The 17336-nt window shown below is 60.2% G+C and carries 17 protein-coding genes; 11 read left to right on the top strand and 6 right to left on the bottom strand.

Going from position 1 to position 17336, the window contains the following annotated elements; genetic code table 11:
* The first annotated feature begins 83 nt into the window (after nt 1–83).
* A complete protein-coding gene (locus tag ACR0NJ_RS08115; RefSeq protein WP_480816626.1) occupies nt 84–437 on the top strand; it encodes a hypothetical protein in 354 nt (117 codons plus the stop codon).
* Between the two features lie 86 nt (nt 438–523).
* Here ACR0NJ_RS08115 and ACR0NJ_RS08110 read toward each other — a convergent pair whose 3' ends face one another.
* Nucleotides 524–1624, bottom strand: a complete 1101-nt coding sequence (locus ACR0NJ_RS08110; protein ID WP_480816625.1) for a DcaP family trimeric outer membrane transporter — start codon at nt 1622–1624, stop codon at nt 524–526.
* 701 nt (nt 1625–2325) lie between these two features.
* Between ACR0NJ_RS08110 and ACR0NJ_RS08105 the strand changes: the two genes are divergently transcribed.
* Complete coding sequence (locus tag ACR0NJ_RS08105) at nt 2326–2529, top strand: hypothetical protein (protein ID WP_480816624.1); 204 nt, start codon at nt 2326–2328, stop codon at nt 2527–2529.
* A gap of 117 nt (nt 2530–2646) precedes the next feature.
* Nucleotides 2647–4692, top strand: a complete 2046-nt coding sequence (locus ACR0NJ_RS08100; protein WP_480816623.1) for an acetyl-CoA carboxylase biotin carboxylase subunit — start codon at nt 2647–2649, stop codon at nt 4690–4692.
* 76 nt (nt 4693–4768) lie between these two features.
* Here ACR0NJ_RS08100 and ACR0NJ_RS08095 read toward each other — a convergent pair whose 3' ends face one another.
* Nucleotides 4769–5215 carry a DUF4174 domain-containing protein gene (locus ACR0NJ_RS08095; RefSeq protein WP_480816622.1) on the bottom strand — a complete coding sequence of 149 codons (447 nt, stop codon included), beginning with the start codon at nt 5213–5215 and terminating at the stop codon, nt 4769–4771.
* Between the two features lie 161 nt (nt 5216–5376).
* Between ACR0NJ_RS08095 and scpA the strand changes: the two genes are divergently transcribed.
* The 6 genes from scpA to ACR0NJ_RS08065 all read left to right on the top strand — a co-directional run bounded on the left by scpA (nt 5377) and on the right by ACR0NJ_RS08065 (nt 10867).
* A complete protein-coding gene (gene scpA / locus ACR0NJ_RS08090) occupies nt 5377–7503 on the top strand; it encodes a methylmalonyl-CoA mutase (protein ID WP_480816621.1) in 2127 nt (708 codons plus the stop codon).
* Between the two features lie 138 nt (nt 7504–7641).
* Nucleotides 7642–8244, top strand: a complete 603-nt coding sequence (locus ACR0NJ_RS08085) for a VOC family protein (RefSeq protein ID WP_480816620.1) — start codon at nt 7642–7644, stop codon at nt 8242–8244.
* On the top strand, nt 8241–8729 hold the full coding sequence (locus ACR0NJ_RS08080) for an N-acetyltransferase family protein (protein WP_480816619.1): 489 nt from the start codon (nt 8241–8243) through the stop codon (nt 8727–8729). The genes ACR0NJ_RS08085 and ACR0NJ_RS08080 overlap by 4 nt, the downstream gene beginning before the upstream one ends.
* A 45-nt stretch (nt 8730–8774) precedes the next feature.
* A complete protein-coding gene (locus ACR0NJ_RS08075; RefSeq protein ID WP_480816618.1) occupies nt 8775–9455 on the top strand; it encodes a TerB family tellurite resistance protein in 681 nt (226 codons plus the stop codon).
* A gap of 4 nt (nt 9456–9459) precedes the next feature.
* Nucleotides 9460–10452 (top strand): endonuclease/exonuclease/phosphatase family protein, encoded by a 993-nt coding sequence (locus ACR0NJ_RS08070; RefSeq protein WP_480816617.1) that lies wholly within the window; start codon nt 9460–9462, stop codon nt 10450–10452.
* 52 nt (nt 10453–10504) lie between these two features.
* On the top strand, nt 10505–10867 hold the full coding sequence (locus ACR0NJ_RS08065) for a hypothetical protein (protein WP_480816616.1): 363 nt from the start codon (nt 10505–10507) through the stop codon (nt 10865–10867).
* Nucleotides 10868–10875: 8 nt separating this feature from the next.
* On the opposite strand, the gene ACR0NJ_RS08060 is transcribed toward ACR0NJ_RS08065, so the two are convergent.
* The 3 genes from ACR0NJ_RS08060 to ACR0NJ_RS08050 are packed head-to-tail and all read right to left on the bottom strand — an operon-like array spanning nt 10876 to nt 14233.
* Nucleotides 10876–12420, bottom strand: coding sequence for a Ppx/GppA family phosphatase (locus tag ACR0NJ_RS08060; RefSeq protein WP_480816806.1), 1545 nt, complete (start codon nt 12418–12420; stop codon nt 10876–10878).
* Nucleotides 12421–12469: 49 nt separating this feature from the next.
* Nucleotides 12470–13159, bottom strand: a complete 690-nt coding sequence (locus ACR0NJ_RS08055; RefSeq protein ID WP_480816615.1) for a P-loop NTPase family protein — start codon at nt 13157–13159, stop codon at nt 12470–12472.
* The gene (locus ACR0NJ_RS08050) at nt 13160–14233 is read right to left on the bottom strand and encodes an AI-2E family transporter (RefSeq protein ID WP_480816614.1); all 1074 of its coding nucleotides are present in this window, start codon (nt 14231–14233) and stop codon (nt 13160–13162) included. It abuts the gene before it with no gap.
* Nucleotides 14234–14459: 226 nt separating this feature from the next.
* Between ACR0NJ_RS08050 and proS the strand changes: the two genes are divergently transcribed.
* On the top strand, nt 14460–15800 hold the full coding sequence (gene proS, locus ACR0NJ_RS08045; protein ID WP_480816613.1) for a proline--tRNA ligase: 1341 nt from the start codon (nt 14460–14462) through the stop codon (nt 15798–15800).
* Nucleotides 15784–16677, top strand: a complete 894-nt coding sequence (locus ACR0NJ_RS08040; RefSeq protein WP_480816612.1) for a glycosyltransferase family 2 protein — start codon at nt 15784–15786, stop codon at nt 16675–16677. The genes proS and ACR0NJ_RS08040 overlap by 17 nt, the downstream gene beginning before the upstream one ends.
* Here ACR0NJ_RS08040 and ACR0NJ_RS08035 read toward each other — a convergent pair.
* Nucleotides 16674–17033: a hypothetical protein gene (locus tag ACR0NJ_RS08035; protein WP_480816611.1), complete on the bottom strand. Its 360-nt coding sequence runs from the start codon at nt 17031–17033 to the stop codon at nt 16674–16676. The genes ACR0NJ_RS08040 and ACR0NJ_RS08035 overlap by 4 nt on opposite strands.
* Between the last annotated feature and the right edge of the window lie 303 nt (nt 17034–17336).

Genomic DNA, 17336 nt, shown 5'->3' with positions numbered 1-17336 from the left:
TCGGAGGTGCGCGTTGTGATTTCATCCCTGTGCGGCTGCCATTTCCCTTTCAAGCTGAACCTATCGGGAATTGGGGGGCTGACATGCTGAAACATCGCGGATTTCCCGGACGTCTGCCCGGCACCGACTATCAGTTCACCATTCGTCGGGCTAATCCCAAAGGCGTCACGCCGCTAACCCGCCGTGAGCGGTTTCGCGACCGCAAACCAGCAGATCGACGCGCCGACGCGGCGTTCTTTGAGGCATTGTGGGAACATTTCGGCGATCAGCCGTTCGAGCGGGGCAATCTGGATGCGGGCCGGCTGAGCTGGCTGTTCGAGCGCGAGGTCGTACCGGCCGAAGACCCCTTTGATGCTGCCAGCTACAACGCGCTGTTGGTGATTGATCTGGACGCGGCGCGGCAATCCTTCCCCGATATTTTCGATAGAATGGGCTAAGCGTGAACGCGGCTGTCGCATATCATCGCGCGGGGATCGTCCCGTCGAGGACCCCGCCCCAAAGGGGGCAGGGTCGTGTTATGTGTTCAGAAGTTCAACTGCGCCGCAACCTGAACCCGGCTGGCGTCAAAATCCTGACCCGAGATCGTGTCATTGCGTTCGCCATAGATGTACTCGGCGCTCAGTGTCAGCGACTCGGTGGCCTGGTAGAAGGCGTTGACGTGGATCGTCTCAAGCTCGGTAAAGGACAGCGTGCCGGTCGAGGTCGGCAGGTCGTAGTCCTCGTAGCCGTAGGCGATACCGACGTTCCATTTCTCACCCAGTTGTTGCCGCAGTTCGACGGTGAAACCGTCGACGTCGTTGGCCTCGCCACCGACAACCGCATCACCCAGACCGATCAGCCAGGGGCCAAGCGCCTCACCCGTCACGTAGTTGACCTGGAACAGGCCGCCTTCCCAAAGACGGGCCGAACCCGACAATGTCAGACCGGTTTGGTCAACCTCGACACCGCCACCTTCGGCTTTACCGTACAGCACGGCACCACGGGCAATGTACGTACCATCGTTGTATTCCGCGGAGGCTGTGAAAACGGGGTCATCCGAGTTCGAGCCGCCGACATTTTCTTCGATCGAGATTGCGAACTCGGCGTTGCTGCCGATTGTGTTGGTATAGCGAACCTGCGGGACACGGGCAAAAGCGATACCCACTGGACCATTGAATTCAACCGAGGTCGGATAGGTGTCCAACGGTTGGAAGTTGGTCCAGAACTGACCGATCAGCCATTCGTCGCCAATACGGATATTGGCATGGCGCAGACGCAGTTCAGCAGCACCACCGCCTGCGAACAGGTCAAGCTCCAGCTGGCCGCCGATATCACCGATGGCACTGGGCGTTGTGGTCAGCAAACCGATCCGCGACTGACGAACGGTGGCACCAAACGTGCCGCTTGTGGCAGCCGAGGGCTCGCCCACAACGTTCACGAACGCAGTGTCGCCCTGGTCGAAGTCAAAGTCGTAGAAGAAGTCGGCTTTGACATAGCCGTACACGTCAAGCGTGGTGTTTCCGATCCTGAATTCGCCGGGGGTCGAACCGGGCCCCTGGGATTCGAGGGCTTCGATGCGCAGGCGCAACTCATCCAATTCGGCCTGAGTCCCTGCATCCTGGGCAAAAGCGAGCGTGCTGGTCACACTAAACGCAGAGGCAGCAAGCAGAATTGCCTTTTTTCTCTTTATAATCATATGGGTGTTTCCTTGTGTGCGAGTGTGCACACGCAAAATTTCACGCAAATGTCAGCGAGGGAAATCACGAGAACGGGACGAAAGTCACGCGACTTCTCAAGGAAAAGTGCATTGGAATCGCTTAGAAATCACGGCTGGGTGAACAGATCGGTTAACCTTCTGCATGGCAATGAGATTTTTGTCGGAAGTCACAGTAAGCGCCGTGATGCTGCATGCGCAAAAGAGCTCAGTCACAGCGCCGCATGTAACAGAAACGTGACAGATCAGGGCGGTTGCACCCGGTTCGGTTCACAAAACGGTGTCGGCACGAAGTTGCGCGGATTTCAGCCCAATGGGCGGTTTCCAGCCGGAAAATCTCTTGGAAACAATACTGTGTTTGCGGCTTCGATTGTGCTGTGCATTCTGGTCGGGCCGTGCGGCTCTACTTTGCCTGCGTCGCACATGCACCTACTATTCCGTACCCCTTCCTTCCGCGGGCAGGCTTGTGTTCCCCACAATGTCCTGTCCGCGTTTTTCTTTGGGTGCGCCCCACGCCCGGACTGGCGTAATCCTGCGCAAAACCTGCGAGTTCGGCCTCTGATATTGAATAACAAGGGCTTGTTCCGGCAAGTGCACGTCAGTGAATCAAGAAACCTGAAGGGGCAGATAACATGCAATTCTCACGACTCATTCTTGCCGTGGCGACCTGTGCGGGCCTTGCCGCCTGTGGCGACACCACGGGTGAGCAGGCAATTCTGGGCGGCGGCGCAGGCGCGGTTGGGGCGGCAGTCCTCAACGCCGATCCGCTGCTGGGCGCAGCCGTCGGTGCTGCGGGCAACGTGCTCTACTGCAAGACGCAGAACACCTGTAACTAAACCAAGTTTTTCCGGGGCGCGCGCCGTCCCGTCCGCCATCGCGCATCACGCCGTCGTGGGGTCACCGCCCCGCGGCGGCGTTTTGCGTTTCCAGAACACCAAGACAAAGGACGTTCCATGTTCAACAAGATCCTGATCGCCAACCGGGGCGAGATCGCCTGCCGGGTCATCAAGACCGCCCGCAAGATGGGTATCGGTACCGTCGCAATCTATTCGGATGCGGACAAGAACGCACTGCACGTCTCGATGGCGGATGAGGCGGTGCATATCGGCCCGCCGCCCGCCAACCAGTCGTATATCGTGATCGACAAGGTGATGGATGCCATCCGTCAAAGCGGCGCGCAGGCGGTACATCCGGGCTATGGCTTCCTGTCCGAGAACTCGAAATTCGCCGAGGCGTTGGATGCTGAAGGTGTTGCGTTCGTCGGGCCTCCGGTCGGTGCGATCGAGAGTATGGGGGACAAGATCACCTCGAAGAAGATCGCGCAGGATGCGGGGGTTTCGACCGTGCCCGGCTATATGGGGTTGATCGAGGATGCCGATGAGGCCGTGAAAATCTCGAACGACATCGGTTATCCGGTGATGATCAAGGCCAGCGCCGGGGGCGGCGGCAAGGGGATGCGGATTGCGTGGAACGATGACGAAGCGCGCGAGGGCTTCCAGTCCTCCAAGAACGAGGCCGCGAATTCCTTTGGTGACGACCGTATCTTCATCGAAAAATTCGTAACCCAGCCGCGTCATATCGAGATTCAGGTTCTATGCGACAGCCACGGCAACGGCATTTATCTGGGTGAACGCGAGTGTTCGATCCAGCGCCGGAATCAGAAGGTGGTGGAAGAGGCCCCGTCGCCCTTCCTTGACCCGGAAACCCGCAAGGCCATGGGCGAACAGGCGGTCGCCTTGGCCAAGGCCGTGAACTATGCCAGTGCCGGGACGGTGGAATTTATCGTCGATGGTGAGAAGAACTTCTACTTCCTCGAAATGAACACGCGTCTTCAGGTGGAACATCCCGTCACCGAGTTGATCACAGGCGTCGATCTGGTGGAGCAGATGATCCGCGTGGCGGCAGGAGAGAAACTGACCATCACGCAGGACGACGTAACCCTGACTGGCTGGGCCATCGAAAACCGTCTGTATGCCGAGGACCCGTATCGCGGCTTCCTGCCCTCGATCGGTCGTCTGACCCGCTATCGCCCACCGCAGGAAACGGCTGCTGGTCCGATGCTGGTCAACGGCAAGTGGCAGGGCGATGCGCCCGAAGGGCCTGCGGCGGTGCGCAACGATACCGGTGTCTATGAAGGCGGCGAGATCAGCATGTATTATGACCCGATGATCGCCAAACTCTGCACATGGGCCCCGACCCGTGATCAGGCGATCGAGGCGATGCGCGTGGCGTTGGACAGTTTTGAGGTCGAAGGCATCGGCCACAATCTGCCCTTCCTGTCGGCGGTGATGGATCATCCGATTTTCATCAAAGGCGACATGACCACCGCTTTCATCGCCGAGGAATACCCCGACGGGTTCGAAGGTGTTGAACTGCCCGAGGGTGATCTGCGCCGTATCGCCGCCTCATGCGCTGCCATGCACCGGGTGGCAGAAATTCGTCGCACCCGTGTGTCGGGGCGCATGGATAACCACGAACGCAAGGTTGGCTCGGATTGGGTTGTAACCCTGCAGGGGCATGAGTTCTCGGTTGGTATTGATGCGGACAAGGACGGTTCGACCGTGACCTTTGCGGATGGCACCGCGATGCGCGTCGCATCGGATTGGACCCCGGGTGATCAACTTGCGGTGCTGGATGTGGACGGCAGCCCGCTGGTTTTGAAGGTGGGCAAGATCTCGGGCGGGTTCCGCATCCGCAACCGGGGCGCGGACGTGAAAGTGCATTTGCGCACCCCGCGTCAGGCCGAACTGGCCCGGCTGATGCCCGAGAAACTACCGCCCGATACCTCAAAAATGCTGCTCTGCCCGATGCCTGGCCTTGTCGTGAAGGTCGACGTCGAAGTCGGTCAGGAAGTGCAGGAGGGTCAGGCGCTTTGCACCATCGAGGCGATGAAGATGGAAAACATCCTGCGCGCCGAGAAGAAGGGCAAGGTCGCCAAGATCAACGCGGGCGCAGGCGACAGCCTTGCCGTGGACGACGTGATTATCGAGTTCGAATGATCATGACCGCGCTTTTGTCATATCCCCGTTGCTTCCCGGCGCCTGTCGCCGGGGGCCGGGGGCGTGGCGAAAGCGCTCAGCCGCCCTCGCGCCGTTCGCGAATCTCGCGTTCGCGCAGGGGGGTCTTGTCGATGGACCGGCCAATCTCGCGCACGCTCCAGGGGCTGGGTTTGCGCAGCTTGACCACCCCGTCCTTGTCGACAAACACCATCTGGAACCCGCGCGGGCGCAACTGCGACCGGATCGGGGACCGCGCCGACGGGTCGGTATCGGTCAGCACGACCACATCGCGATCCCGCATCGCCGCCTCGCCTTGGGTCAGCATGTCGATCTGCTGCTGGAACCGGGGGTCTGCCGGGGTGTCGGCAAAAACCACAATGGGCCGGTTGACCCACAAAAACTCGTCCAGCGTGCTGTCACCTGCCGGGCGCACAAAGGCGTCGTCCGCAGGGGCAGACCCGTCCGCGGCCAGCGCGACCAGCGGGAATAGTGCCGAGAAAACAAGGGCAAGCGTGCGTGTCATGTGGCCTCCTGTTCTATTGAATATAGCCACTGATCAAACGAATGCGACCGGCGAATTGCACGCATCGCTCAAAATTTCGCGCTTGGGCCAATTGGCTGGGCGTTTTTGAACATCTGCGGAAGGTATGACCCCGCGATCCGAACCGACGAGAGGAACTTGAAATGACCGATACGAAGGACTGGCAAGCGCTGGCTGAAAAAGAGCTGCGCGGGAAACCATTGGACGATCTGACCAAGGAAACGCTGGAAGGCATCGACGTCAAACCGCTCTATACGCAGGCCGATACCACTGATCTGCCACATATGGGCTCTCTGCCGGGGTTTGGTCCGTTTACGCGCGGGGTCAAGGCCACGATGTATGCAGGCCGTCCGTGGACGATCCGCCAGTATGCGGGCTTTTCCACGGCTGAGGAATCGAACGCTTTCTACCGCCGCAATCTGGCCGCCGGCCAACAGGGGGTTTCAGTGGCCTTCGATCTGGCCACGCACCGCGGCTATGACAGCGACCATCCGCGCGTTGTGGGCGATGTCGGCAAGGCAGGCGTGGCCATCGACAGCGTCGAGGACATGAAGATCCTGTTCGATGGCATCCCGCTGGACAAGGTCTCGGTCTCGATGACCATGAACGGCGCGGTGATCCCGATTCTGGCGAATTTCATCGTGGCGGGCGAAGAGCAGGGCCATGATAAATCTGTCCTGTCCGGCACCATTCAGAACGATATTCTGAAAGAGTTCATGGTGCGCAACACCTATATCTATCCGCCTGAACCGTCGATGAAGATCATCTCGGACATCATCGACTATACCTCTAACGAGATGCCCAAGTTCAACTCGATCTCGATCTCGGGCTATCACATGCAAGAGGCCGGGGCGAACCTTGTGCAGGAACTGGCCTATACGCTGGCCGATGGGCGCGAGTATGTGCGGGCGGCGACGCAGGCCGGGATGGATGTAGACAAGTTCGCGGGGCGTCTGTCCTTCTTCTTTGCCATCGGCATGAATTTCTTCATGGAAATCGCCAAGCTGCGCGCGGCCCGCACGCTCTGGCACCGGGTGATGACGGATTTCGGGGCGAAATCCGAACGCTCCAAGATGCTGCGAACCCATTGCCAAACCTCGGGCGTGTCACTGCAAGAACAGGACCCCTATAACAACGTGATCCGCACCGCCTATGAGGCAATGAGCGCAGTATTGGGCGGCACGCAGTCGCTGCACACCAACGCTCTGGACGAGGCGATTGCCCTGCCCACCGATTTCTCGGCTCGAATCGCGCGCAACACGCAGTTGGTGCTGCAGGAGGAAACCGGCGTGACCGATGTGATCGATCCGCTGGCAGGTTCCTACTACATCGAAAGCCTGACCAACGAACTGGTCGAAAAAGCCTGGGCCTTGATGGAAGAGGTTGAGGACATGGGCGGGATGACCAAGGCAGTGGCCAGCGGAATGCCCAAGCTGCGCATCGAGGAAAGCGCCGCTCGACGTCAGGCGATGATCGACAAGGGCGACGAGGTGATCGTCGGCGTCAACAAATACCGCAAGGAGCAGGAAGACCCGATCGATATTCTGGATGTCGACAATGTCGCCGTGCGCGAGGCGCAGGTCGCCCGGTTGGAGCGCATTCGCGCGACACGCGATGATGCGGCCTGCCAACAGGCTCTGGACAACTTGACCACCACCGCCCGCGAGGGCGGCAACCTTCTGGCCGCCGCGGTCGAGGCCGCCCGCGCCCGCGCATCCGTAGGAGAGATCAGCATGGCAATGGAGAAAGAATTCGGCCGCCACCGCGCCGAGGTGAAAACTCTGGCCGGCGTCTATGGCGCGGCTTACGAAGGTGACGAAGGCTTTGCCGCCATTCAGAAATCCATCGAGGATTTCGCCGAGGCCGAAGGCCGCCGCCCCCGTCTGCTGGTGGTGAAAATGGGGCAGGACGGGCATGACCGGGGGGCCAAGGTGATCGCCACGGCCTTTGCTGATATCGGGTTTGACGTGGATGTTGGCCCGCTGTTCCAGACGCCTGCCGAGGCCGCTCAGGACGCGGTGGATAACGATGTGCATGTGGTCGGAATTTCTTCGCAGGCGGCGGGCCACAAGACACTGGCTCCGCAACTGGTTGAAGAACTGAAGAAGGCCGGGGCCGAGGATATCATCGTCATCTGCGGTGGTGTCATCCCCCAGCAGGATTATCAGTTCCTCTATGATCACGGGGTCAAAGCGATCTTTGGGCCGGGGACGAATATCCCCGAGGCGGCGCAGGATATTCTGCATCTGATCGGCGAAGCGCAGGCGTAACGCGGGGCAGGGGGCTGTCTGCCCCCTCTTTGCCTTGCGGCAAATTCACCCCCGAAGGTATTTTCAAACAGAAGAAGGGCGCGGCTGTGGCTTGCGCCCTTTTGTTTGATGGATAGGGTTGTTGGGGTGGAGGGCGTTATGGAACTGGATCATATTGCGGTGGCCGGGGCCACTCTGGCAGAGGCGGCGGCGTATGTGGAAGAGGCGCTGGGGGTTCCGTTGCAGGAGGGCGGAAAGCACGAAAAGTTCGGCACGCATAACCGGCTGCTTGGTCTGAAGGGTGGGTTGTATCTTGAGGCTATCGCCATTGATCCTGACGCGCCTAACCTTGAGCGGACCCGATGGTTTGATCTGGACCGGTTTGAAGGAGCGCCCCGCCTGACCAACTGGATCTGTCGGGTCAGTGATATTGAAGCCTCGCTGTCGGTGTTTCCCGATGGCACCGGGCAGCCTATTGATCTGAGCCGTGGTGCGTTGCGGTGGCGGATGGCTGTGCCGCCGAGCGGTCGGCTGCCGTTTGACAACCTGTTTCCTGCGCTCATTCAGTGGCAGGGCGATCTGCATCCGGCGCAGATGTTGCAGGACAGTCTGTGCCGGTTGCGTCGGTTGGTGGTGTATCATCCCGAGGCTCTGGCATTGGCGCGGCAATTGGGTGAACTGGACCATGTGGTGTTTGACACCGGCCCCGCTGCTTTGCGGGCGGAATTCGAGACACCGCACGGCTTACGCGTGTTGGAATGAGCATTCGTCAAGCCCGCGTCGGGGATGCTGAGGCCATTGCTCAGATCACCAACGCAATCATCCGCGAGACGCTGGTGACATTCACAACGCAGGAACGCAGTGCCGAAAGCATCGCGGAGGATATCCGGGTGCGTGGCCCCGGTTATCTTGTCGCCGAATTGGACGGTCAGGTGTTGGGCTTTGCTACATATGGCCCGTTCCGCGCCGGTCCGGGCTATGCCCATTGCCGCGAGCATACGATCCAACTGGCACCCGAGGCGCGGGGTCGTGGACTGGGGCGGGCTTTGATGGTGGCGTTGGAAGCCTCGGCCCGTGCGGAGGAAGTGCATGTTTTGGTGGCCGGAATTTCCTCGGCCAACCCCTCCGCCATAAGCTTTCATGCGGCGATTGGCTTTACTGAGGTGGGCCGGATGCCCGAGGTCGGGTTTAAATGGGGGCAGCGCTTGGATCTTGTGTTGATGCAGAAAATTATTGCGTCCGGGTGATCTGTCGCACCTGACAGTCCCGGATTGGAACGCTAGGGTACGCCCATGTCGATCTGGACCCGCATATCCGATGCGCTGAGCGCGCTGGCCCAAGGCGAAAGCCTTGCCGCCGTTTTCGAAAAACTGCGCTCGCCGCCCGAACGGTCGGTGGCGTTTACCATCGCGGTGATCGCGCTGGGGGCGAAAATGGCCAAAGCCGACGGGCAAGTGACGCGAGATGAGGTCACGGCCTTTCGTGACGTGTTCCAGATTGCCCGTGAGGATGAAAAGGGTGCAGCGCGGGTCTTCAACATGGCCCGGACCGATGTTGCGGGCTATCAGGATTATGCCCGCAAGATCGCGCGGATGTTCAACGAGGACAGCACCACTCTGTGTGATCTCATGGAAGGTCTGTTCCATATTGCGATGGCCGACGGGTTTTATCACCCCAACGAGAATGAGTTCCTGGAAGAGGTCAGCCAGATTTTCGGCCAGACGGACGCTCAGTTTCAGGCGTTGCGGGCGCGGTTTGTGCCGGATTCGCCGAAAGACCCCTATACCGTTCTGGGGGTGCCGCATGACATGCCTCTACCCGACATCCGCAAGGTCTGGCGGCAACTGGTTCGTGACACCCATCCCGACGCCATGATGGCGCGGGGTGTGCCCGAGGAGGCCATCCGACTGGCCGAGAAGAAGATGATCGACATCAACCGCGCCTGGGACGAGATCAACGGCGCACGGGCCTGATCGGATGCGGCTGGCGACCTACAATATCGAATGGTTCGCCAATCTGTTCGACCGGGATGACAGGCTGATCGTGGATGACAGCTGGTCCGGTCGGCACGATGTGACAAAGGCGCAGCAGGTCGAGGCGATTGCCAAGGTTCTGACGGCGATTGATGCGGATGCGGTTCTGATCGTCGAGGCTCCGAACACCGGAAAACGCCAGAATACTGTCCGGGCGCTGCAGGATTTTGCCGAGGCGTTTAGTCTGCGCACCTCGAACGCGATCATGGGTTTTCCCAATGACACGCATCAGGAGTTGGCGCTGCTATACGATCCAGACGTATTGAACGCGCGTCATGACCCGCAACAGGATCAGAACGCGCCCCGGTTTGACGGGGACCTCCGGATTGATCTGGACGTGGATGCGACCGAGGATGTGGTGCGGTTCTCAAAGCCCCCAATGGAACTGGCGGTTGAGACGCGGGCAGGGTTCGCGTTCCGCCTGATCGGTGCGCATCTGAAATCCAAAGCGCCGCATGGGGCTGAAAGCCGGGATGAAGCCATCCGCATCTCGATCGCCAACCGGCGCAAGCAACTGGCGCAGGCGATCTGGTTGTCCCGGCGGGTTGCGGCGCATGTGGCGGCGGATAAGCCGGTGATCCTGTTGGGAGATCTGAACGATGGTCCGGGTCTGGATGAGTTCGAACATCTGTTCGGGCGCTCTTCGGTCGAGATTTTGCTGCAGGCCGGGCTGTTTGACCCCCACGCGGTCACGGCGCATGGTCCGCGTCCGGGGTCCGTCCCATCCACCGCGCGGTTTGCCCGACCGAAAGAGGGCAAATATCTTGAGGCGCTTCTGGACTACATCATGGTCACTCAGAACCTGCGCGCGCGCCGCCCCGCTTGGCGCATCTGGCATCCATTTCGCGATACCGGTTGCTGGTCGCAGCCGGAATTGCGGGATGCGTTGCTCACGGCCTCGGACCACTTCCCCGTGACGCTGGATATTGACCTGTGACCTTTCAAGCCATCCCAAGCTGGCCTATATTTTAACCATGAGACATGTCCTGATGATCGGTGCCGTTTCCGCTGCCCTGGCCACACCCGCCTTTGCGCAGGAAGACAGCGGCAAATCCCTGATGGAGCAGGGGGCCGAACTGTTCTTTGAGGGCCTGCGGGAAGAGATGTCGCCCACCTTGGACGAACTGCTGGGGCTGGCCCAGAAATTCGGCCCGGCCATGCAGTCATTCTTTGAGGAAATGGGGCCCGCGCTGGCCGACCTCGCCGGAGAGATCGAAGACTGGAGCGTCTACGAGGCACCCGAGATACTGCCGAATGGGGATATCATCATTCGCAAAAAGCCACCCCAGGAACCCTCGGACGAACCCGATCAGGCCGAAGAGGCCCCCGATGGCGGTCTGACCGATATCTGACCCGGCTCTCAGCCCTTGATGATCACGCGGGTTTCGGATTTCAGTGCGGTGGACAGTGAATTCAGCCGCGCCTGGGCAACTTCGCTGAACAACGGACCAGCGGCTTTGGGCAGGAATAGTTCAAGCTGTCGTTTCTTCGGGTAGAACCGCATCCGCGCCATATTGGCGTTGTTGTGCATCCAAAGCATCGCGCCGAACCGCATCGCCTTGCCCAGAATCTCAGCCTGTTTCTGCGCGGGTTCGTCCAGCAATTCGTACAGTTCGGTGAACCGGTTCCCCTCGCGTTTGTTGCGATAGCGGTGTTGCAGGGCCAGCCCGATGAAGATCCGTTCCGAGTGTTTCAATCCGCCCAGATTGGCACGGGTTACGTTGTCAAAGCACACCTCGGCCCGGTAGTCGGGGTGCGCGCGCCAGCTGACGTCATGCAACAGACAGGCCGCCTTAATCAGCCGGACCCGCGCCGGTGGGGCGGATTTGAACAGCGGCATCACGAACTCGTACAGATGGCGGCCAAAGCCGGGCAGGCGGGCATCTTTGGCTTCGGAGAACCGGCTGGCCTCGATCAACGGGTCGCGGTCGCGCTGTTCCTGCGACATCTGTTCATACAGCAGCCCTTCGCGGATACCGTAGCTTGAGATTGCGATGTCCTTGGGTTTAAACGTCCGGATCAAACGGGCCAGCACATCCATCGCGTAGGGGATCAGCGCCATGCGAGACCCCGAAACACCGGCCTTGCTGCGCAGTTTTTCGGGGTCGTTGGCTTCGATGAATTTGATGGTTTGATGCACCTGTTTGGTGGTCATGCGGTATTCATGCAGCACGTTCAGCGGATACCCCCGGCGCAGCATATCCAGCCGCGCAAAGGCACGCCAACTGCCGCCGACAAGAAACAGGCGGTCCCGCTGCTTTCCCATCTCGCCACGTAGCTCTTCCATCGTGGATTTGATATGCGCCTTGCGGGCTCGCCGCCCGCCCTTGATGTCGCGCAGCTTGAGCGGCCCAAGGGGCGAGGTCATGCGACGGCCCACCTGACCGTCCCCGATCTCGGCCAGTTCCATCGACGATCCGCCGATATCGCAGATCAGGCCATAGGCGCCCGGCCAGCCCAGCAGAACGCCCTGGGCAGAAAGGCGGGCCTCTTCCTGACCGTCGATTGTTTCTACATCCAGACCGGTCTCGTCTTTCACCTGTTTGCAGAAATCGGGGCCGTCTTTCGCCTCGCGCACGGCAGCGGTCGCCACCACATGCAGGCCGGGCAGGTCCAGATCGCGGGCGAGTTGCTGGAATCGCAGCAGCGCGGCCAGAGCACGTTCGCGCCCTAGCGGGTTCAGGCACCCGGTTTCGGACAGGCCCGCGCCCAGTTCGCACATGACTTTTTCGTTGTAGAAATAAGCGGGTGAGCGGGCCGCACCATCAAAGATCACCATCCGGACCGAGTTCGATCCAACATCGACAACCCCAACCCGCGACAGCGCTCTTGCCCCCGGATCATCGAACAGAGGTTTTCCGAAAGGTCCCCAATCGGGGATGTCGGTTTCGACAGTCTGTTCCATGTCTTTCCCAGATGATCCGGCCTCAGGATGCGAAATCGCCGGTTGCGGGTCAATCATTCGTATCGTCCTTGTCGGGATCGGCGTTCAACACCCGAACCGCCAGCGCACGGGTGATGTCGCGCTTTTCCGACAGGGCCAGATGATCCAGCTGCGCAACCACATTGGCGGCGGTTTCAAAGCGGCGATCCATGTGTTTGACCAGATAGGCGATCACCTCGGGGCCGGGGTTCAGCTGCCGGTCCAGAAAGAGTTTCGCCAGCACCGCGCCCAGCAGCGCATCGTCGGGCGGATCAAGCGCAACATGATGCGCGCCTTCGACCCGGCTTTGCAGATCGGCCAGGGGCAGTTGCCAGAATTTCGGAACCAGCCGCCCGGTCATCAGAAGGGAGTGCCCCTCGGCCAGAACAAGGTTGTGCAGGTGGAACAGAGTTTTCTGCTGCTCCATGTCAGCCGCGATCATCGGCACGTCCTCGACCGCGATTGGCATGTGGCACAGGTCGGGCACATCCTCGTGACACAAGTCGGCGGCGTTGACGATCCGCCCGCCGGTTTCAGCCGCCCAGACATGGGCCAGATGGGTTTTGCCCGCGCCCGCCGGGCCGGTCAGCACCAGCTTGTTGCCCGGCCATGAGGTTGCCGAAATCATCGCCACTGCCAGCGCGTTGGCGGGCGAGACAAAGAAATCCTCTCGCCCCAGCGCGGTCTTGGCTGGCAGATCAAAGCTGAGTTGCAGGGCCATTTACGTGTCGTCCTGATCCTGACCTTCCAGCCCGGTATAAAGGCGGCTGTCCAGATAGACCGAGGTCGCAAACCGCGCCAGAACCCCAAGCGCCGCCGCGACCGGCACAGCGACCAACATGCCGACAAAGCCAAACAGCGCGCCGAAGACCGACAACGCCAGCAGCAGCCAGACCGGGTGCAGGCCGACGGAACTGCCGACCAGTTTGGGGGTCAGGAAATTACCCTCGGTCACCTGACCAACGGCGAAGATACCGGCCACCAGCCCCACATGGGCCCAATCGCCCCAGAACTGAAAAAGCGCCAGCCCGATGGCCAAAGTGCCACCGATCAACGCGCCCAGATAGGGGATGAAGGTCACCAGCCCGGCGATGAAACCTACGATCAGGCCGAATTGCAGCCCCACCAGCATCAACGCAACGGCGTAATAGGTCCCGAGGATCAAACAGACCGTCCCCATGCCACGCACGAATGAGGCCAGAACCGCGTCAATCTCACTGCCCAACCGTTTGATGGTCGGGGCGTGGTCGCGGGGCAGCAGTTCTCCAAGCCGGGCAATCATGCGGTCCCAGTCCAACAGCAGGTAGACCGCGACGACCGGCACGATGACCAGCAGGACAACCACATTGATGGCCGACCCAAGCGAAGTGACGACCGATTGCAGCACGTCGCCGGTCTTGGATTTCAGCGTATTGCCCAGCGATACCAGAAACTGATGCGAACTGGACTCGCGGTCCAGAATGGACGGGAACTGTTTCTCGATAAAGGCGCGCAGCTCTTTGAACAGGCTGGGCATCACGTCGATCAGGTCAATCAACTGCGTGACCAGCGCGGGCACGACCGCCAGAATCGCAACCACAAAGCCCAGCACGCCGACCACGGTGATAATGCCAGTCGCCGCCATGCGGGACAGACCCAGCTTTTCCAGCCGATCCGCGACCGGGTCCAGGAAATAGGCAATGGCTCCACCGATCACAAAAGGCAGCAGAACATCGCCAAGTGCCCATAGGATCAGCACAAAGATCACCGCAGCGATGCCCCAGTACCTGAGCTGATCCTTTACAGGCAAAGCCATGTCCGTCCCCTTGTTCAGGCGCTTCCAGATGTTCTTGACCCAAGGGGCGAACCGATGCAAGCGGTTCATGGGTCCGTTGAGGGCGATCCGTGGGGTGAGGGTTATAAGGACGGCCAAAATCCGATCCAACAGGCCGGAACCTGTAAAAACGCCAATGCGCGATTGCCCCCGGCGGGGGTTTGGCATAATCACCTGAATGTTGAAGTTTCACCTAAAAGGTTACGAAATGCGCCTCAGCCGTTACTTTCTGCCCGTTCTCAAGGAAAACCCGTCCGAGGCTCAGATCGTCAGCCACCGGCTGATGCTGCGTGCCGGAATGATCAAGCAGGCCTCGGCCGGGATTTATTCCTGGCTGCCGCTGGGCTTCAAAGTGCTGCGCAAGCTGGAAAACATCGTGCACGAGGAACAGGCGCGGGCCGGTCACATCGCGATCCAGATGCCAATCCTGCAATCGGCGGACCTGTGGCGCGAATCCGGGCGGTATGACGGGTACGGTCAGGAAATGCTGCGGATGAAGGACCGGCATGACCGGGATATGCTTTTCACGCCGACCGCCGAGGAACTGGTGACCGACATCTTCCGGGGTCATGTGAACAGCTACAAGGACCTGCCGCTGACGCTGTACCAGATTCAGTGGAAGTTCCGTGACGAAATCCGTCCGCGTTTCGGCGTGATGCGGGGGCGCGAATTCTACATGAAGGACGGTTACAATTTCGACCTGACCAAGGAAGACGCGCTCCACGCATACAACCGCCATCTGGTCAGCTACCTGCGCACCTACGAACGCATGGGCCTGCAGGCAATCCCGATGCGCGCCGATTCCGGCCCCATCGGTGGCGACTATACGCATGAATTCCTTGTGCTGGCTGACACAGGTGAATCTGAGGTGTTCTATGACAGCGCCGTCACCGATCTGACCTTCGGCGACCGTGTGATTGACTATGACAGCCGCGCGCAATGTCAGGCGATCATGGATGAGTTCACCTCGAAATATGCTCGCACCGATGAGACGCATGACGAAGCCCTGTTCAATCAGATTCCGGAAGAGCGCCGCCGCGTGGCGCGCGGGATCGAGGTTGGGCAGATTTTCTATTTCGGGACCAACTACTCCGAGGCGATGGGCGCAACCGTGCAAGGCCCCGACGGCAAGCCGGTTCCGGTCCATATGGGCAGCCACGGCATCGGCGTCAGCCGCCTGATCGGCGCGATCATCGAGGCCAGCCATGACGACAAGGGCATCATCTGGCCCGAAGGCGTGACGCCGTTCCATTGCGGTATCGTCAACCTGAAACAGGGCGATGAAGAGGCGGATGCGGCCTGCGAAAACCTCTACAAAGCGCTGACCGCGCTGGGGCTTGAGCCTTTGTACGATGACCGTAACGAACGGGCAGGGGGCAAGTTCGCGACGATGGACCTGATCGGTCTGCCCTGGCGCATCACTGTCGGGCCGCGCGGGTTGAAAAACGGCGTCGTCGAACTGACCAGCCGCCGCACCGGCGAGAGCGAGGAACTGAGCCCCGAGGCCGCCGTCACCAGAATCGCCGAGATTTATGAGCACATCGCCTGATCCAGTCGACGCGCCGCTGATCTCGGTCGTCACCGCGACCTACAACCTGCTGTCGCAAGGGCGACAGGATAGTTTTCGCCGCGTCATCGAGTGCATGGCGCGGCAGAATTGTGCGCAGGCGGAACATGTGATTCAGGACGGTTCCTCGTCGGATGGAACCGTCGCGTTCATTCAAGACCTGGCCGCCGCCGCGCCGCGCACCCGGTTCATCACCGAACCCGATGCCGGGCTGTATGATGCAATGAACAAGGGCGCGCAGGCCGCGCGGGGCAAATACCTGCTGTTTTTGAATTCTGACGACTCTCTGGCGTCGGATGGCATTCTAAATATCGCGGCAGACAGGCTGCAGGCGACCGGGCCGGATTTCCTGTACGGCTCGACCGTGCAACGGTTCGAGGACGGTACCGAAAAGCCCTTTCACCGGATGTCGCTGAAAGCGATCCTGCAACGCATGCCGTTCTGCCATAACTCGGTGTTCATCAAGCGGGAGGTGTTCATGGCTCTGGGCGGGCATGACACGCAGTACCGCATTGCGGCGGATTACGACCTGATGCTGCGGATGATCGGGGCTGGGTATCGGGGTGAGCGGATGGAGGACGCGGTTTCCCTGTTCTGGGACAGGGGGGCGACCAGCGACGATACCACAACCGGTCAGGATTATGCGCGGGTCTGGGTGAACTACTACGCCGGGTTCAAAGCCGCGCGCGGCCTGACCGAGCAGGATTTCCTAAAGTTCTACCAGCGCGGCCACATGCCCGCAAAACTGATGAATGAACTGTTGCGCCGATCCGATACGCCTGACGCCATCCGGGTGGCTGCTCGTCACAGCCTGTCAAAATCCCTGCGTCGGTCGGTTCAGTTCTGGCGCAGGTTCTAGCTGTGGCCGTTTGTCGGCCGAGAGATCAGCACATCGCCATCCGCGCCGTTGCCGCGCGCCACGACGATGGGGCGTCCCATGCGTCTGACCAGATCCCGAAGTTCGAAGCCCAGAAAGCGTATCCCGCAGACCCGCGCGCCCGTGGCGCGATCGGTGATGCACAGCCGTCCTTCGCGGAAGGCGAGGCGGTATCCTTTGTCCTTGAGGACATCCGCCAAATTCGCCCAACTTGCCGCGGTGGCAAATATCGGGCGGATGGCTGCGCGCAGCAGGGCTGCGCTTTCACAATCCAGTTCAGATGCTGCCTTGTGGGCCAAAATCGGGCCCGAACCTTTTGTACTCGTATGCACTAACATGAGCGACCCCCGCTCGTTAAATGTGTTCCCCCGCAAATAGGGTGACAAAGTTTCGCTAGATAAGCAAAAGACGAAATAAAATTGCTTATAAATATGTTGCAGTTTGAATTCAGTCGCTCACGCGACGGCTACATTGACTTCATAGCTGAAACAATACGGCCCTGTCTGTGAACGGCATCACAACCAGCGGTATAATCGCCGCCCTTAAATCTCTTTTTACCAGAACTGCCGCCAGCGACTGAAAACTGATTCGCAGCGTTTTTTTGCTCTGATTGCGGCGTCCATAGCGTGCCCGAAGCCGCT

Source organism: Ruegeria sp. F11 (assembly GCF_056533855.1).
The sequence above is the reverse complement of the archived record's forward strand: the minus strand, read 5'-3'. Positions and strand labels throughout refer to the sequence as shown.

Coding starts and splice junctions, on each gene's coding strand:
- ACR0NJ_RS08115 (WP_480816626.1), top strand. CDS start 84: ATGCTGAAACATCGCGGATTTCCCGGACGTCTGCCCGGCACCGACTAT.
- ACR0NJ_RS08105 (WP_480816624.1), top strand. CDS start 2,326: ATGCAATTCTCACGACTCATTCTTGCCGTGGCGACCTGTGCGGGCCTT.
- ACR0NJ_RS08100 (WP_480816623.1), top strand. CDS start 2,647: ATGTTCAACAAGATCCTGATCGCCAACCGGGGCGAGATCGCCTGCCGG.
- ACR0NJ_RS08095 (WP_480816622.1), bottom strand. CDS start 5,215: ATGACACGCACGCTTGCCCTTGTTTTCTCGGCACTATTCCCGCTGGTC.
- scpA (WP_480816621.1), top strand. CDS start 5,377: ATGACCGATACGAAGGACTGGCAAGCGCTGGCTGAAAAAGAGCTGCGC.
- ACR0NJ_RS08085 (WP_480816620.1), top strand. CDS start 7,642: ATGGAACTGGATCATATTGCGGTGGCCGGGGCCACTCTGGCAGAGGCG.
- ACR0NJ_RS08080 (WP_480816619.1), top strand. CDS start 8,241: ATGAGCATTCGTCAAGCCCGCGTCGGGGATGCTGAGGCCATTGCTCAG.
- ACR0NJ_RS08075 (WP_480816618.1), top strand. CDS start 8,775: ATGTCGATCTGGACCCGCATATCCGATGCGCTGAGCGCGCTGGCCCAA.
- ACR0NJ_RS08070 (WP_480816617.1), top strand. CDS start 9,460: ATGCGGCTGGCGACCTACAATATCGAATGGTTCGCCAATCTGTTCGAC.
- ACR0NJ_RS08065 (WP_480816616.1), top strand. CDS start 10,505: ATGATCGGTGCCGTTTCCGCTGCCCTGGCCACACCCGCCTTTGCGCAG.
- ACR0NJ_RS08060 (WP_480816806.1), bottom strand. CDS start 12,420: ATGGAACAGACTGTCGAAACCGACATCCCCGATTGGGGACCTTTCGGA.
- ACR0NJ_RS08055 (WP_480816615.1), bottom strand. CDS start 13,159: ATGGCCCTGCAACTCAGCTTTGATCTGCCAGCCAAGACCGCGCTGGGG.
- ACR0NJ_RS08050 (WP_480816614.1), bottom strand. CDS start 14,233: ATGGCTTTGCCTGTAAAGGATCAGCTCAGGTACTGGGGCATCGCTGCG.
- proS (WP_480816613.1), top strand. CDS start 14,460: ATGCGCCTCAGCCGTTACTTTCTGCCCGTTCTCAAGGAAAACCCGTCC.
- ACR0NJ_RS08040 (WP_480816612.1), top strand. CDS start 15,784: ATGAGCACATCGCCTGATCCAGTCGACGCGCCGCTGATCTCGGTCGTC.
- ACR0NJ_RS08035 (WP_480816611.1), bottom strand. CDS start 17,033: ATGTTAGTGCATACGAGTACAAAAGGTTCGGGCCCGATTTTGGCCCAC.